The sequence below is a fragment of the Micromonospora sp. RTBAU3-60 genome, assembly GCF_054963695.1.
Genome location: NZ_JBUEGB010000037.1, coordinates 1 through 16,906 on the forward strand (window position 1 = coordinate 1; position 16,906 = coordinate 16,906).

The window sequence follows — 16,906 nt, forward strand, 5'->3', positions numbered from 1 at the left end:
CCCATCCGACTCAGGATCACTAAGCTGATCAGGGACGCTGTCGGCGCCCTTGCAGACCGCCCGGTCCTGGTCATCGAGCAGTGCCGCAAGCACCGTTCGGAGGCCGGCGCGCTGAGGATCGGTCGAATCAAGCCAGCGGCCGTAACTGATGGCGCCATAAAGGTAGTCAGCGATCTCGGTCAAGTGGGTGTTGCCTTGCGCTGAGTCAGCTATGTGCCAGGCCGCGGCGAACGGACGGAGCGCTGCTCTGTCGCCGCGCTTGATCAGGGCTTCCGCAGTTTCCTGAACGGGAAAGGTGTTGTCGTCATCCAGCAAGAGCTTCAGCAGCACCTGGTCGACGGCCCCTGATCCAGCGAACCGGCTCAACTCGGTGCCGGCGCGCGCCCGCTCCGAGTAGTCATCCGAGCTGGCCAGACTCAACAGTGTCTCGACCACGTCCATCAACAGAAGTCTCCTCGGCGAGCCGGTGGGCGGATCGTACCGGCCCCACGGGTCCCCGTTTGGTGACGGTGCGCGGGTGATCGGACGGCCGACGCATTCATGCTCCTCTGTCCCGGGCCGCAGGAAGACGCGGCGTGGCATAGCCTCCTAAGCGTTATGCGAGGAGGCGTCAAGATCGGAAAGATCGCTCGGCACCTTGCTGGGGCGGCTGCCGCCTGGTTGGTGTTCGTCGTGCAGGGGGCCGTCATATACGTCGCACTGCTTGCGTACGCGGTGATGGCCGATGCGGATCCGGGTGGTCCGCTCGCGGGACCACTGCTGGTGCTGCTTGCCGGCGGCGTGGGCGCCGCCCTGGTGCCGCTGCTGTTCGTGCCAGCCGGCCTGGTCGGCGAGGTTGCCACGAAAAGCGGGCGTCTTCCCCTGAAGTTGCTGATCGCGTTCGCCGTCGCCGCCGTGCTGGCCACGAGTTACGTGGCCGTCGTGGCAGTAGCAACCGACGTACCGATCGTCGGCACATTGTTGGCGTGCCTGGGCGGCGTGGTCGCTGTGCTTGGCCCCACTGCGGTCTACGTCGGCGTCGCCCACGGCGTGCTGAAAGCCGGTTCGATCTGGCGGCGTTTCCGGCGGCCAGCATCTGCGGTTCGCATCTAGGGCCTGTTATGGCTCGCGCGAGCGAGCCGACCACGGCGCCGGCACTACGTGCCGAGTGGAACGTGGTGCCGGCGCCGTAGCGGAATCAACCCGCGGAACGGCCCCGTCGGCCTACGGGTTGCAGGACAGTTTGGCCTCGGCCCAGTCGCCGTGGTCGCTGCCGACGCCGTCGCCGCCGTCGGTGATCAGCAGGTCGAGGACCTTCCCCGCGGTCACGTCGACATCGACGCTCACGGTCTCGGCGGTTCCGGTCAGGACCGGTGAGTCGTACTTCGTCGTACCGTCGACCAGCACGTGGAAGGCGACAGAGCCGCGGTCGGCCATCTCGTCGTCTACGCCCACCTTCGCGGTGAACCGGGTGCACCGGCCGTCGAGGTTGACCTTGACCGACGAGGCTGCGTGGGCGCCGAGGCCCTTGGCGTAGCCGACCCTGTTCAGGGTGATCGGGTTGCCGTCGCCGGCGGCGCTCTCGCCGTTGCTGCGGTCCCGCTCGACGGGGCCCCAGCCGTTCGTCGAATCGATCCATTCCAGGTCACTGACCCACGCCTCGCCCTTCGGCGCCGGCGGCAACGGCTTGTCCGCCACGGTGGCGGCGAAGAACCCGAGCGGACCACCCGGCAGGCGGATCGCGCGGACCGTCTTGCCCGGCGTGAGTGGCAGCGCCTGGTAGGACACCCGGTAGTCCGTCGTGGTGTTGGCCAGGCCAGCCGGGGTGTAGCGACCCTTGACCGTGACCGCGGGCTTGGCTCCGCCGGTGGCCGGATCCTGGCAGCACCAGTTCGGCAACTGCAGCGTGTGCTGGGACTGGGTGCCGTCGGTGTAGAGGACGGTCACGGTTCCGCGGGCGTTCAGGCTGGCGCCGGCACCGAGCAGGTGGAGGTGGCTGCCGGTTCCGTTCACCAGGATCGGTGCGGTGATGTCCTTCGCCACGTTCGGCGTGCCGGGAGCGCCGGCCGGCAGGCCGAATTCGACCCCGTCGACGGTGACCGTCGCGCCGGGGCGGAATCCCGCGGCGGCCAGCGCCTCGCCGTGGAAGCTGTTGCCGGCGCCGTCGAAGTTGCCTTTGGCGAATGTCTGGGCGTCGGTGATGCCGACCACGTTCGCCGCGGCGGATATCGAGGCGTAGGGCAGCTCCGCTGTGGTGACGGCGCTGGTGCGGTACGGCGTGTTCCGGGCGGTGTAGGCGGCGTCAAGCTGGAGTGTGTACGGGGCCGGCCGGATGCCGGGTCCCGGTGTGACGCTCAGCGGCGCGGTGACGGTCTCGCCGGGTTCGACACGCGGGAAGTCGGCGTGGCCGCTTGATGTCCAGCCGTCCGGCGGGGCGAGGGACAGCCGTACGTTCGTCATCGCGTGCGTGCCGTCGTTACGGAAGGTTGCGGTGAGCTCGGTCGGCTGGCCCGGCGGGTTCCACAGCTGGGGGCCGGTCAGTTCGACCGTGCCGAGCGTGTCGGCCGGCTTGGCGCCGCCCACCGAACTGGTGCCGGCGAGGGTGACCGTGGCGCTGGCGCTGGTGGAGATCGCGGGGGTCTTCACCCACACCACGCCGGCGCGGTCGCCGGGCGCGTAGTACCAGCCGGTGGTTGCCGCGTCGTACGCCGCCTTGTCGCTCAGTTCTCGCAGCGGCTGGTCGCCGACCTTGACCACCTGCGGTTTGGTGCTGGTGTGCGCGGTCACCTCGTAGGGCCGCTGGGCGGGCTTGTCGGTGTATGAGCCGATGCTCGCGCCGATGGTGAGGACGACGTCGCCGCGGTCGTCGACCGGCGCCGTGACGTCGAACCGCTGGGTCGCCGACCTGCCGGTGCGGTGCTCGCGGGTGACCCGGTCGTCCTCGTAGAGCAGGAACGACGAGCTGCCTTGGGGGTAGACGTCGAGCGTCAGCCGGTCGTCCGGTGCCTGCTCGGCGTGTCGGTTGATGCCGGCTTTCCACATCGGCACCACGGCGCCGGCCTTGACGAACAGCGGCAGCGTGTCGAGCGGGGCGTGGTAGCCGTTCAGCGTGGTGGGTCCGCGGTGGACCTGGCCGGTCCAGTAGTCGACCCAGGTGCCGGCCGGCAGGTAGATGCCGTTCTTGGTTTCGTCCCCGCCCCACATCGGGGCGACGAGGAACTCTCGACCGGCGAGGAATTCGTACCGGGCGGCGTCGGTGTATGTTGTCGGGTCGCTTGGGTACTCGATCGGCAGTGACCGGTTGATCGGCGTGCCGGTGCGGTGGGCCTCGGCGGCGTACGAGTAGAAGAACGGCAGGAGCCGTTCGCGTAGCTTCAGGTACCGGCGGTTGATCGAGGTGTACGGCTCACCGTATGCCCATGGTTGCTTGAACGCCGGGGTGGCCCAGCCGCTCATCGTCATGAGTGCCGGCGTGAAGACCTTCCACTGCATGTCCCGCACGTAGCTTCGGGGGGAGCCACCGAAGATTCCGTCGACGTCGCCGGCGGTGTAGGCGATGCCGGAGTTGCCGGATCCGTGGATCGCCGGGATCTGCCAGCGGATCGCGTCGAGGGTGCCGCTGTGGTCGCCGGTCCACTGCACGGCGCAGCGCTGCGCGCCGGCCCAGCCCTCGACCATCCAGGCGTAACCGCGGGCGTTGCTGTACTGCTCGATGCCCTCGTGCGCGGTGTCGCAGGCGGTGAGCGCGTGCCGGTAGCCCGGGCCGACCCAGGCGACGTCCAGCTTGCGGACCCGGACACCAGCCTCACCGACCTCTGCGGGCTGCCGGTCGAGTGCGGACTGGGTCCACAGCCCCATCTCGATGTTGCGGTTGCGCAGCTCGTCACCGGTCTGACGCAGCGGGCTGATTTCTCGCTTGCCCCAGTACGTGCCGTCGACGAGTTCGTAGCCCAGGTCGTCGGAGTAGCCACAGCCGTAGTCGTCATTGACCAGCATCCAGCCACCCGGCATGTCGTTGTCGACGAACTTCTGCGCGATCTTCACCGCGTCCGGCGTGGTCTGCTTGTCGGGGTGGTTCTTCCCGTTGTTGCCCGGGTCGGGGTCCACTCCGTAGTGGCCGCGGTTGTAGCAGTCCGAGTCGCCGTATTCGAGGCCGTAGATCGGCGGCAGGAACGGTCGCCCGGTGAGTTCGGTGTACCGGTTGAGCGCGGTCTTGAAGTCACCGACGAAGTAGTAGGCGTCGAAGCGCTTCTCGTTGTGGGTGGACACCACCGGGTCGTTGAAGGCGTACGTACCCGGTGCGAAGGTGTTGCGCAGCACACCGTAGCCGGCGGAGCTCATGTAGTACGGCGAGGAGTTCGGGTTGCCGCCGTCCTCCCAGTTGAAGTTTCGGGCGACCTGGATCGTTGTGCCGCGGTGGCTGAACCGCCCGTTCTGCATGCCACCGCCGAGGAACTGCTCGGTCGCGCCGCGGGTCAGCGTCTGCGACGTGGTGGTGTCGGTCCAGCGGAGCGGCTGGGTCTCCGACCACACCGTGCTGCCGTCGGCCCGGTGCAGCGCGAAACGCAACGGTGACTTGTACGCCCGGACCTCGATGGCGCTGGTGCGTAGCGCGTAGTAGCCGCCGGCGTCGGACCACGACGTCTGCGGGTTCGGGTAGTCGGTCTTGACCACGATGTTGGCGTCCGGCGCCGCGGGGTCATCGGGTGGGGTGTTGGCCGGGTCGGTGAACTGTCCGTCCGGCGCGAGCCAGATCCGGAACACGTCGTCGGTGAGGAACGCCACTCGGACCCGGGCGTCGCCTGCGGTGAGCGTGTAGGTCGCCCGGTCGGCGTGGAAGCCGGTCACGGCCCCGAGCTCTCGGGACTCGGCGGCCATCGCCGGCCTGCTGGCCAGGACGCTGGCGGCAAGCATCAGCGCGACGCCGACTGCGGCAGTTGAACGTCGGATCGAGCGAACAGATATGAGCATTTGCCCCTCATCTCGATCAGGAATGGTCAGGCATGACATTCATATCCCACGATGCGCCGTCTGTCACGAGGGTGTCTGCGCCGCTTCGCCCTGGTCGGTTCGAGCCCGGGGCGCAGGGGTACGGCCCGGCTCTGTGGCAGGGGTTGTCGCGCCGCGGCGTCGCTGCGGCGTGGCCGGCTGATCTGGGGTTTGCCGCCCCGGGTGGACCCGGCGGGCGTGTCGGTGCTGGTCGGACGGCTGTCAGGCGAGGAGCACGGTTACGCCGGCTGCCCGCAGATCAGCCACGACCTTCTCGTCGGCGGCGTCATCGGTGACCAGGGTGTGCACGGCAGACGCGGTACAGATCTTGGCGAAGGAGTGGCGGCCGAGCTTCTCCGAGCCGGCCACGACGACCACGCGGCGGGCGCGGCTGACCATCAGGGCGTCGATGCCCGCCTCGCTCTCGTCGTGGCACGACGTGCCCTCGACGGAGAATCCGTCGACGCCGAGGATGAGGGTGTCCAGCCACAGGGACTGCATGACCATGCTGGTCAGCGGGCCGGTCAGCTCGTACGACTGGGGCAGGGCGACCCCGCCGAGGATGACGGTGCGCAGGGACGGCCGCAGCACCATCTCGGTGGCGATGTTCAGTGCGTTCGTCACGACGGTCAGCGCCGGCCGGTGGGTGGCCTGCGTCAGGTCGGGTCGCGCCGCGATGTGCCGGGCGGTGGCCGAGGTGGTGGTGCCCCCGTTCAGCCCGACCACGCTGCCCGGTTCGATGAGCCCGGCGGCGGTGGCGGCGATGCGTTCCTTGGTGCTGTGGTCGCCGCGGTGGCGGTAGCGGACCGGCAGGTCGTAGGCGACCGAGCTGGCCACGATACCGCCATGGGTGCGGGTCACCAGATGCTGTTCGGCCAGGGCGGTGAAATCACGGCGGACGGTCGCTTCGGAAACCTGCAGGGCGGTGGCGGCCTCGAGGACGGACAGCCGCCCGCCCCGCTCGGCGAGGATCGCCAGCAGAGCCTGCAGCCGGCGAGCGCGATCGGCCATTCCGCTCCCTGCGGCGGCCCCGGTCGTGGCGTCGGTCGAGGTCATTTCACGGCTCCCGCCGTCAGACCCGCAGCCAGGCGCTTCTCTACCAGCGCGAAGAGGATGACCACGGGAACGATGCTAACGATCGAGACGGCGAACACGTAATGCCACGCAGTGCTCATGATTCGGTCACGGCCGGCGCTCGTCCGGCCACCGTCGGCTGCGGCGTGGCGTCGCCGGACACGAGTCGGCAGAACCGGGTCACCGTCTCGGCCATCGCCCCTCGGGCTGACGCGAGATACCGGCGCGGATCGACCAGCTCGGGGCGCGCGGCCAGGGTGTCGCGCACGGTGTCGGTGAACGCCACGTTCAACGCCGTACCGATGTTCACCTTGACGATTCCGCCGACGACGGCCCGACGCAGCTCCGCGTCGGGAACACCGGACGAGCCGTGCAGCACCAGCGGCACCGCGACCGCGGCACGCAGCCGCCCGATCAGGGAGTGGTCCAGTACGGCGCTGCGGGTGGTCATGGCGTGCGTGGAACCGACCGCGACGGCGAGGGCGTCCACCCCGGTCTGCGCGACATACGACGCCGCCTCATCAGGATCGGTACGGGAACCGGGGGAGTGCGGGTCCACCGGTGGCTCGCCGTCCTTCCCGCCGATCGTGCCCAACTCGGCCTCGACCCACAGCCCCCGGGCGTGGGCGAACTCGGCAACCGCCCGGGTCGTCGCGACATTTTCCTGATACGCCAACCTCGACGCGTCGACCATGATCGAGCCGAACCCGTGCTCCGGGGCCTGGCGCCACAGGTCGGGGGAGACGACGTGGTCGAGGTGCAATGCGACGTCGACAGCCGCCATCGCCGCGACGGCCCGGGTCGCCGCGGCGATCGGGGCGAGCCGAGAGTCATGGAACCGCACGGCGTTCTCGCTGATCTGCAGGATCACCGGTCGCCCCGCGGCCTCCGCACCGGCGACGATCGCCTCGGCGTGCTCCAGACTGATCGCGTTGAACGCGCAGACCGGCCCGGCGGCGACGACCTGTTCGGTCGGTACCAGCGGCATCACAGCTCCTTGAGGGTCACAGCCCGGCGCAGCCGCCGGTAGTCGGACAGGTCCACACTTCCCGCCACCGGTGCCCGGACCGCCGCCGCGGACAGCGCCACCGCTTCGGCGAGCTGTTCCGGCCAGGGCTGACGGTGGAGCATGCCGTGGGCCAGCGCGGCGACGCAGGCATCCCCCGCTCCGGTCGGGTTGCCGGCGACGGGATACGGCAGGAACGCGTGCCAGCTGCCCTGTTCGGTCCGGGCGAGCAGCCCCTCCGGACCGAACGAGGCCACCACGGCACGCGCCTCGAGCGCGCGTACCGCGCCGGCGGCCGCAGCCGGTCCGCCGAGCGCGTGCCCGACGAGGCCGGCGAGTTCCTCGGCGTTCGGCTTGACGAGATCCGGGCACGCGTTCAGGCCGTGGCGCAACGGCTCACCGCTGCTGTCCAGCACCGTCCGGGCGTTGGCGTCGCGGGCCGCCCGGATCAGCGTGCCGTACGCGTCGACCGGAACCCCGGGTGGGAGGGAGCCGGAGAGCACCACCACCTCCGCGCCGCCCACCAGGTCGGCGAACCGGCCGAGGAAGGCAGCCCACTCGTCCGGGGTGACCATCGGCCCGGGTTCCCACAACCCGGTCGCCGCGTCCGGCTCGGCCACGACCAGCGTGCGGCGGGACTCGGCCGCGATCGGCACGAACGACTCCCGTACCCCTTCGGCGGTCAACAGGGACCGGATCCGGGAGCCACAGGCACCGCCGGCCAGCCCGGTGGCGACGACCGGGGCGCCCAGGGTGCGCAGCACGCGGGCGACGTTGACACCCTTGCCGCCCGCCCGCTCGGCCACCTCGGCGACTCGGTGGGTGCCGCCCGGAACAAGGGCGGAGACGCGGTACGTCACGTCGAGCGCGGCGTTCAGCGTGACGGTGAGGATCATCCGGGCCGCCTGTCGATCACCGGACCGTCGGTCTGGTCGCGGGTCACGACAGGACCACCGATCGGGTCAGGTGGCGCGGCGCGTCCGGGTCGAGCCCTCTGTGCATGGCCAGCGCGACGGCCAGCCGCTGCGCGAGAATCAGATCAGCCATCGGATCGCGTCCCGAGTGGACGAACGTGGCGCCCGTGTCCAACACCTGCTCCGGCAGCCCTGCCGGCACGGCCCCGAATGCCCACACCGCCCGGCCAGGGGCGGCGATGGCGATCGGGCCGTGCCGGTAGTCCATGGCCGGGTACGCCTCCGCCCAGAAGCGGGCGGCCTCCCGGCACTTGAGCCCCGCCTCGTGGGCGAGGCCAACCGTCCAGTCCCGGCCGACGAACGTCACCTGTTCCAGCGCCGTGGGGTCCAGTGGCAGCGGTGCCGTCAGGGCCGCTGTCGCGTCGCGGACCGCCTGGTCCAGGTCTTCGCCGAGATGTGCGCGCAGCACCGCCAGCGCGGTCGTGGCGAACCGGGTCTGCACCACGGACTTCTCGTCGGCGAACGGTAGGCAGACCGCGTCGTCCACAAGGGTCACGGCCGGAGACCGAGGGTCGCCGATGATGCCGGTGCTGCGGGTGTCGCCGGCGAGGCCGCGCAGGACGTTCAGCACCTCGCTGGTCGTGCCGGAACGGCTGATCACCACCACCCGGTCGTAGCGGCGCTGCCGCGGGAACTCCGACGCCGCGAACGCGTCCGTCTCGCCATGACCGGCTCGTTCGCGCAGTCCGGCGTACGCCATCGCCATGAACCAGGACGTGCCGCAGCCGACGACGGCGACCCGCTCGCCGCGGCGCGGCAACTGTTCGGCGAACGATCCCGCGAGCGCGATGGCCCGTTGCCAGCAGTCGGGCTGGCTGGCGATTTCCTCATCGACGTGCGTCATGACACTCCGACCTGCTGCTCACGACGAACCATCCGAGCGCGAAACCGCGCGGTTCGGCAGCGATCCGAGCGTAAATCGGCGATCGCCTCTTGAGCAATCCGTCCCTCGCCGTCCTGCACGATCAGCGGACGTCGCATCGATGGGCCTTGTCATCGATGAGCTTTTGACCGACACTGCTCGCTATCGAGAGCAAGTAGGCAGGTTCGATCAGTCTCCGTCACAGAGGAGTGATCACGTGGCCCCATCCGCTCACTTCAATCCGTCCCGTCGTGACCTGCTCCGGTCTGGTGTCGTGCTGGGTGCCGCCGCCGGCCTGAGCGGCGCCGTGGGCACCCCCGCCGCGGCCGACGACTCCACCGGCACCGAACCTCGCCGCGGCAGCGACGAGAAGAGCATGACCAACGTGCCGTTCGAAGGCTTCGATCGAGTCCGGATCGGACTCATCGGCCTCGGCAACCGCGGCGGCGACCAGGACCGGCGGTTCGGCGCGGTCGGCACCGTCACCGCGGTCTGCGACATCCGTCCCGAGCGCGTCAACCGCACCATCGACCGGATCATGCAGCAAGGCTTCCAGGACACGCCCCCGGCCGGCTACTCGGCGGGGGAGGAGGACTACCTCAACCTGGTCCAGCGCGACGACATCGACCTCATCTACATCGCCACCCCGTGGGAGTGGCACTACCCCATGGCCAAGGCCGCCATGGAACACGGCAAGCACGTCGCCGTCGAGTTGCCGATCGCGCCGTACCTCGACCAGATCTGGGACCTGGTCCGCACCTCGGAGCGGACCAGGAAGCACTGCCTGCTGCTGGAGAACGTCAACTACTTCCGCCCCGAGATGGCGATGTTCAACATGGCCCGGCAGGGGCTCTTCGGCGACCTGCAGCACGCCTCCGGCGGATACGTCCACGACCTGCGCTGGCCGTACACGTTCGGCGGCGCCTACTACCCCGAGCACTGGCGGCGCCGCTGGCAGACCCGGATGAACGCCTCGCACTACCCCACCCACGGCCTCGGGCCGGTGTCGGCCACCCTGGGCATCAACCGCGGAGACCGCTTCGAGGAGCTGATCTCCGTGGCGTCCCTGCCCAAGGCGCTGGCCCTCTTCCGCGCCGAGGACCCGCGGGTCGGCCCCGACCACTCGTCGTGGGATGACGAGCCCTACATCTCCGGCGACCGGCACACCTGCTTCGTCACCACGACCAGCGGCCGGTTCATCCGGGTCGAGCACGACGTGAACTCCCCGCACCCGTACAGCCGGGAAACCACGCTCACCGGCACCCGAGGGACGATCGAGCTCGACAACGGCCGGGTCTACCTCGAGTCGCTCGGACACACCAACCACAGCTGGCGGACCGGCAACGAGTACAACACGCTCCTGCGGCAGCACGACCACTGGTTGTGGCCGACGCTGGAGAGCCTGGCCGGCCAGTACGGCGGCCACGGCGGCGGCGACTTCATCTCCATCTGGCGGCTCGTCCAGACGATGCGGCTCGGCATGACACCCGACATCGACGTCTACGACTCGGCGGCGTGGTGCTCGGTGATCCCGCTCAGCCACGAGTCGTTGAAGACCGGCCGGATGCACCCGGTCAAGGTGCCCGACTTCACCCGCGGCCACTGGCAGGAGACGCGACCCACGTTCGACCGGCCGAAGCCCAAGGACCCGGTGCTGGAGAAGAGCTGAGGCGACCCGCTCCACTGAAGTGGTCCGAGCAGCATGTGCCGACGGCAGGCTCCGCAACGTGCGGAGCCTGCCGTCGGACCGATCAACGCGGAACGGCTCAGGCGCAGGTGACCACCGGGGCCGCCCAGTCGGCATGGTCGTAGTTGGGGCCGTCGACGGTGTCCGTACGAAGTTCGATGACGTCCACCCCGCTGACCGCGAGGTCCAGCGGCACGCCGGCGCCCGCTCCGGTGGCCTCCGCACCGGCGAGCTTGACACCGTCTCCCCACACCTCGAAGCCGACCCGGCCCCGGTCACCAACCTCGTCGTCGATCCCGACGGTGACGGTGAACCGGCTGCAGTGCGACCCGAGGAAGTATCCGATCCTGCTCGGCGCGTGGGTGCCGAGGCCCTTCGGATAGATGGTGCCCGCGATCGTCAACGGCTTACCGTCCCCGGCGGCCGTCTCGCCGTTGCTCCTGTCCTTCTCGACCGGGCCCCAGCCATTCTCGGCGTACAGCCAGGTCAGGTCGGACAGGTGCGACGAGCCAGCGGGGGGCGCGGTCGCCACGGTGAACCGTCCGGCTGCCGTGCCGCTGTACACCTGGTTTCGCCAGGTCCAACTGGCACTCGCGGTCAGGTTCACCGGACCGAGGTCCGGGCGGTCCGCGGTGAGCGACCAGGTAGCCGTACCGGTCGTGCCGGGACCGACCGAGCCGAGCTGGGTCGGCCCGGTCGCCGTCGCGGTCCAGCCTTCCGGCGCGGACAGCAGCAGCCGGGCCCTCGTGACGGCGGTCGTGCCGTCATTGTGGACCTGCACCGTGACGGTGTTCGCCTCGGTGCCGTCCACGTACGGCTTCCCCGGCGTGGCCTCGACCACCACCATCGGCGGCAGTCCCGTGCCGCCGGCGCTGACCCGCAGCATCACCGCATCGTGCCCGGGGACTTGGGCGCGGACGGCGCCACCGGAGGCGGACGTGGTGTTGGTCCAGAGGTTCCGCACCGCGTACCCGGAGTCGACGGGCGGCAGCCCGAGTTCGGCCGCGGTGGCGCCGATCACGGCCGGCGCCGAGGCCCGGTTGAGCAGGACGACAGCGACCGAACCGTCCGACATCTTCTTGGTCCAGACCTCGGTGTCGCCGTCGTCCCGCAGCTTCGCGCCCTGGCGCCCGCCCCAGTCCTGGTCGACCGCGAGCACGTCCGGATCGGTCAGCTGGTTGCGCGCCCACGCCGGCATCGAGCGGATGTCGTTGCCCGCGATCAGCGGTGCGTTCAGCAGCGCCCACAGGCTCATGTGCGCGCGGCTCTCGCCCTGGGTCAGGCCAGCGTTGCCCACCTCGAGCATGTCCGGGTCGTTCCAGGCGCCCGGCCCGGAGTACGCCTCGAGCCCGACCTGCTGGTCGAGGATCGACATCACGCTCGGCCAGGAGTCGGTGATGTCGCCGGTGGTACGCCACAGGTCGCCACCGACCGAGTCACCCCACAGCCACGGCTGGTTGGCGCCCCACTCGCAGATGCTGTAGACGATCGGCCGCCCGGTCTTCTTCAGCGCGTCACCCATCGCCTGGTACCGCTGTTGCGCGGGGACGCCCTGGTTGTTGCAGTTGTCGTACTTGAGGTAGTCGACGCCCCAGTCGGCGAACGTCTGGGCATCCAGTTCCTCGTGACCGAGGCTGCCCGGCATGGTGCGAGCGCAGGTCTCGGTCCCGGCGCTGGTGTAGATGCCGAGCTTGAGCCCCTTGGCGTGGACGTAGTCCGCCAGTGCCTTGATGCCGCTGGGGAACCGTTCGTGGTGGGGGACGTACTTTCCGGTCGCCGGGTCGCGGCCCTTCTCGGCCCAGCAGTCGTCGATGTTGACGTACTCGTAGCCGGCCGCGGCCATCCCGGACGAGACCATCGCGTCGGCGGTGTCGCGGATCAGCTTCTCGTTGATGTTGCAGGCGAAGGTGTTCCAGCTGTTCCAACCGAGCGGTGGCGTCGCCGCGAGGATCGGCTCGGCCATCGGCGCTGCGGCCGCTTCGTGGATCGGTGTTGCGGCGGACGCCGGGACGGTGACGGTCATCGCGAGGGCGAGACCAAGGGTGGTGGTGGCAACTGTTCGCATGGCGGCTCCTGTGGGGAGGCTGGTGCGATGCAGAGACATGTAGGAACGTAAATGAATGTGTGCGGATGCGTCAAGACGTGTGTGAAAATGTTCGACCCGTGGGACGAGAGCCACGACAGCCAGCCCTCACCGGTCACGGTGGCGGCGGCAGTGGCGACCGGGCCAGCGGGCGCCAGGCGGACCGGTCGAGCGTCATAGCGGGTCGCCTCGGTCAGCTGTCGGCGTTCCCGGAGGCGTTTCCTCAAGCGGACATCTTCCGGAAGGTGACGCGCTCTCGCCTGTTCTGGAGGCCGTCGGATCGGAATCCTCGGATGCCATACCGCCTCCTTTTTCAGGGCGGTGTGGATCGAGAGGAACGGCATGTCAGCACGCAACAGACGCCCGTGGGCGCAGGCGACGCTCGCGATGACCGTGATCGCGGCGACGGTGAGCGCCGCGCCCGCGAGCGCATCGGCCCCGGCGGCGAACAAGGCCCCGACGAAACAGGACGTTACGCAGCACCGGTTGACGCTGGTCACCGGTGACGTCGTCACCCTGACGACCCGGCCCGGCGATGACCACCCGGCGATCAGCCTCGACCCGACCGGGCCGTCCCGCGGGACCGCGGAGGTGACCCACACCGACAAGGCGACCTACGTCGTGCCGGTCGCGGCCAACGAGGCCATCACGAGCAACGCCGTGGACCTGGCGCTGTTCGACGTCGAGGGCCTCGTCGAGAGCGGCTACGACGACGCGAAGACCGACTCGCTGCCGCTCCTGCTCGACAACCGCGCCGGCCGGGCCGAGCCGGACGTCCCGACCACGGCCAACGCCGGGAACCGGCTGGAGAGTATCCACTCCATCGGGGCGCGGGTGTCGAAGCGTCAGGCGTCGGCCTTCTGGCGCGCCAACGACACGGCGACGGAGCGCAAGGCCGCCCGGGTCGGCAAGATCTGGCTCGACGCCAAGGTCAAGGTCACCCTCGCCGACTCGGTCCCCCAGATCGGGGCCCTCGCGCTGTGGCAGGCGGGCTACGACGGCAAGGGCGTCAAGGTCGCCGTGCTCGACACTGGCGTCGACGCGACCCACCCCGATCTCAAGGGACGCGTCTCGACGGCCCGCAACTTCACCGACTCGCCGGACGCCGGCGACCACTTCGGGCACGGCACGCACGTCGCCGCGACGATCGGCGGCAGCGGAGCCGGCAACGGCGCCAAGGGTGTGGCGCCGGGCGCCGACCTCATCAACGGGAAGGTGCTCGGGGACTCGGGCTCCGGGACGTACTCGAGCATCATCGACGGGATGGAGTGGGCGGCCGAGAATGGCGCCGACATCATCAACATGAGCCTCGGCACCCCGGTGCCCGACGACGGCAACGGGCCCATCAGCGCTGCGGTGAACCGGCTCACCGAGCAGTACGGCTCCCTCTTCGTCGTCGCCGCGGGTAACAGCGGCCCGAACACGATCGGCGAGCCGGCCTCCGCGGCGCGCGCCCTCACGGTCGGTGCGGTCAGCAAGTCTGACGCCCTCGCAGGCTTCTCGAGCACGGGACCGCGGATCGGCGACTACGCCGTCAAGCCCGAATTGACCGCACCGGGCGTCGACATCGTCGCGGCCCGGGCGAGCGGGACGACCATGGGCACCCCCGTCAACGACCTCTACACCACGGCGAGTGGCACCTCGATGGCGACGCCGCACGTCGCGGGCGCCGCGGCGCTGCTCAAGCAGTCCCACCCCACCTGGACCGCGGACCAGCTCAAGACCGCCCTGGTGAACTCGACCGACCAGGGCAACTACCGTGCTGACCAGGGCGGCTCGGGACGGCTGAACATCGCCCGCGCCGCCACCCAGCAGGCCAAGGCCACTCCGGCGACGCTCGACCTCGGCGCGGTGCGGTACGCCGCTGACGGCGCCTACCAGCCGATCCGCCGGCAGGTGACGATCCACAACGAGGCGGCGACCGGCCGTACCTTCTCGGTGACGGCCACCGGCGTCGCCGCCACGGGTGGCTCGCTGCCGGCCGGCACACTCGCCGTGGATCAGTCCACGATCACGGTCGCCGCCGGGGGCACGGCCACGGTCACCCTGACGTTCGACCCCAACGGGCTGAGCCGGGAGCGGCTCTACAGCGGGTTCGTCACGGCGGTCTCGACCGACTCGACCGCGAGCCTGCGCGTCCCGTTCGCCGTCTACCTGGAGCCGTTCCTCCGCGAACTCAAGATCACCGGGATCGCGCGGGACGGCGCCAAGGCGGGCGGGCCGAGCCAGGCGCTCCTGCTCCCCGAGAGCGTCCCCGGCCTGATCCAGCGCGTCCCGTTCCGCGACGGCGTCGCCACGGCACGGGTCAAGCCGGGCGTCTATAGCGTCCAGACGATGATCTACACCCCCGAGGCGTCAGGCTGGTGGATCGAGAGCGCCGCCGCCTCCTACCGGCCGTTCGTCGACCTCACCAGCAGCGATGTCAGCTACACCCTCGACGCCCGACAGGCCGCCGAGGTCCAGGTCGACGCCGGCCGGCCGACCGAACTCCTCGGCAGCGCGATCGGCTACCAGACGCGGAACGGCCGCGGTGGCTACCACGACGTCATGACCCTTATCTCCCCCGACGTCAAGCACGTGCAGCTCTTCCCGTCGGCGGCGCCGACCAGCGGCTCGCAGGAGATCATGGTCCACTCGACCCTCGTCGCGCCGCAGCTGACCGCCACCATCGCCGGCGCCGGCGACGTGACGCTCAACCCGACGCAGCTCGACGGCGCCCGGAAGTTCGAGGGCAGCGCGTCCCTGGAACTCGCCGTCGTGGGGTCGGGCACGGCCGCCGAGTTCAACCGCGTCGACGTCAAGGGCAAGCTGGTGCTCGCCACCCGCTCCGACGTGCCGATCAGCCAGGTCATCGAGACCGCGGCCAAGCGCGGCGCCGCGGCGGTCGCGGTGAGCAACGCGAAGCCGGGCCGCCTGGTGGCACAGGCCGGCTCCCAGGCGGTCCCCGCCTTCGCCCTGTACGGCGAGGACGGCGCGGCGCTGGCCCGCCTCGCCGCGGCCCGCGACGACGTCGTCGTCAAGCTCGCGGGTACGCCGTACAGCCCGTTCGCCTACAGCGTGGTTACCCCCTTCGCCTCGGTCGCCGAGGGTGACCTGCGGATTCCCGTCGACAACGGCAGGACCGCCCGGATCACGGCGAACAACTACGCCCGCGACGTCGACACCGCGGTGAGCGTCATCTGGAACCGCCGCGCCGGCAGCTACTACTGGGTGACCAGCGAGATCCCGACCCGGCTCGGGGCGGTGCAGGAGCAGTGGGTCACCGCCGACCCGAACATGCAGGTGCAGACCGCCGTCGCCCTCGGCGACACCGGGTTCCTCAGCTACGACCAGACCTGGCGCACCTACCAGCCCGGGAGCCACCGCACGGTGGACTGGTTCAAGGTCGTCAACAACCCGACGATCGACTCGACCCAGTCGTCGTGGTTTGAGCAGGGCTACCAGAGCTGGAACAACCAGGCGACCCTGACGCTCGCGGCGCGGCCGTTCTTCGACGGCGACCCCACCCACACCGAGTTCGCCGACTACCGCGACACCTACTCGATGAAGCTCACGCGCGAGGGAACCGAGGTCGGGCGGAGCACCTACTGGTACAGCTTCTTCCGGATCCCGAGCGGCGACGCGAATTACGAGGCCGTCCTCGATGCCTCCCGGTCGTTGCCCGGGTGGGGCTTCGCGACGCGGTCGACCACGAAGTGGAGCTTCGAGACCGGTGGCAGCACCGCGTCGCACACGCCGATCTCGATGCCGCAGGTCACCTACGACGTCGACACCGGCCTCGACAACCGGGTCAAGCCCCGCGTCCCGCAGACATTGACCGTCAACGCCAAGCCGTGGCTGGCCGGCGGCGCGGACGTCGTCGACGTCAAGGTGTGGGCCTCCTACGAAGACGGCAAGACGTGGACGGCCCTCACCCTCACGCCGACCGGCACGACCGGCACGTACGCGGCTCGCTTCACGACGCCGACGGCCGCCGGCTCCTCCGGCTACGTGAGCCTGCGGGCCACCGCGACCGACGCCAACGGCCACCAGGTCGAGCAGACCGTCGAGAGGGCGTTCGGCATCGAGCGATGACCGCCTGACAACCCCCGCAGCCGATCCACCGCCCGTCGAGGGGCCTGGTCCACCGGACCAGGCCCCTCGCTCGTATCCCGAACATGATCTCGCCGGCCAGGTCGCCCACCACCTGCTGACATAATGCGTCTCGGCTGCCACCAGGCGATCGACGTTCGCTTCGCGTGCCTGGTCGGCC

At 70.1% G+C, this 16,906-nt stretch carries 10 protein-coding genes; 3 read left to right on the top strand and 7 right to left on the bottom strand.

Annotation, left to right across the window (positions count from 1 at the left end; translation table 11 throughout):
• Positions 1-441 (bottom strand): hypothetical protein (locus tag ACY34I_RS27305; protein WP_462757888.1); only part of this gene is annotated, 441 nt, incomplete at its 3' end.
• Between the two features lie 156 nt (positions 442-597).
• Here ACY34I_RS27305 and ACY34I_RS27310 point away from each other — a divergent pair.
• Positions 598-1,092 carry a hypothetical protein gene (locus tag ACY34I_RS27310; RefSeq protein ID WP_462757889.1) on the top strand — a complete coding sequence of 165 codons (495 nt, stop codon included), beginning with the start codon at positions 598-600 and terminating at the stop codon, positions 1,090-1,092.
• 111 nt (positions 1,093-1,203) lie between these two features.
• Here ACY34I_RS27310 and ACY34I_RS27315 read toward each other — a convergent pair whose 3' ends face one another.
• From ACY34I_RS27315 to ACY34I_RS27335, 5 genes are all read right to left on the bottom strand, one after another.
• On the bottom strand, positions 1,204-4,950 hold the full coding sequence (locus tag ACY34I_RS27315; protein ID WP_462757890.1) for an NPCBM/NEW2 domain-containing protein: 3,747 nt from the start codon (positions 4,948-4,950) through the stop codon (positions 1,204-1,206).
• 240 nt (positions 4,951-5,190) lie between these two features.
• The gene (locus ACY34I_RS27320) at positions 5,191-5,979 is read right to left on the bottom strand and encodes a DeoR/GlpR family DNA-binding transcription regulator (RefSeq protein WP_462757891.1); all 789 of its coding nucleotides are present in this window, start codon (positions 5,977-5,979) and stop codon (positions 5,191-5,193) included.
• A 160-nt stretch (positions 5,980-6,139) separates the two neighbouring features.
• Positions 6,140-7,030 carry a class II fructose-bisphosphate aldolase gene (locus tag ACY34I_RS27325; protein WP_462757892.1) on the bottom strand — a complete coding sequence of 297 codons (891 nt, stop codon included), beginning with the start codon at positions 7,028-7,030 and terminating at the stop codon, positions 6,140-6,142.
• Positions 7,030-7,944, bottom strand: coding sequence for a 1-phosphofructokinase family hexose kinase (locus ACY34I_RS27330; RefSeq protein WP_462757893.1), 915 nt, complete (start codon positions 7,942-7,944; stop codon positions 7,030-7,032). Before ACY34I_RS27330 ends, ACY34I_RS27325 begins: the two co-directional genes overlap by 1 nt.
• Positions 7,945-7,987: 43 nt before the next feature.
• Positions 7,988-8,866 (bottom strand): SIS domain-containing protein, encoded by an 879-nt coding sequence (locus ACY34I_RS27335; protein ID WP_462757894.1) that lies wholly within the window; start codon positions 8,864-8,866, stop codon positions 7,988-7,990.
• Positions 8,867-9,101: 235 nt separating this feature from the next.
• Between ACY34I_RS27335 and ACY34I_RS27340 the strand changes: the two genes are divergently transcribed.
• Complete coding sequence (locus ACY34I_RS27340) at positions 9,102-10,553, top strand: Gfo/Idh/MocA family oxidoreductase (protein ID WP_462757895.1); 1,452 nt, start codon at positions 9,102-9,104, stop codon at positions 10,551-10,553.
• Positions 10,554-10,650: 97 nt separating this feature from the next.
• On the opposite strand, the gene ACY34I_RS27345 is transcribed toward ACY34I_RS27340, so the two are convergent.
• Complete coding sequence (locus tag ACY34I_RS27345; protein ID WP_462757896.1) at positions 10,651-12,636, bottom strand: NPCBM/NEW2 domain-containing protein; 1,986 nt, start codon at positions 12,634-12,636, stop codon at positions 10,651-10,653.
• A 360-nt stretch (positions 12,637-12,996) separates the two neighbouring features.
• On the opposite strand from ACY34I_RS27345, the gene ACY34I_RS27350 reads away from it, so the two are divergent.
• Entirely contained in the window at positions 12,997-16,728 is a 3,732-nt protein-coding gene (locus ACY34I_RS27350) for a S8 family peptidase (protein ID WP_462757897.1), read from the top strand.
• Positions 16,729-16,906: the final 178 nt, after the last annotated feature.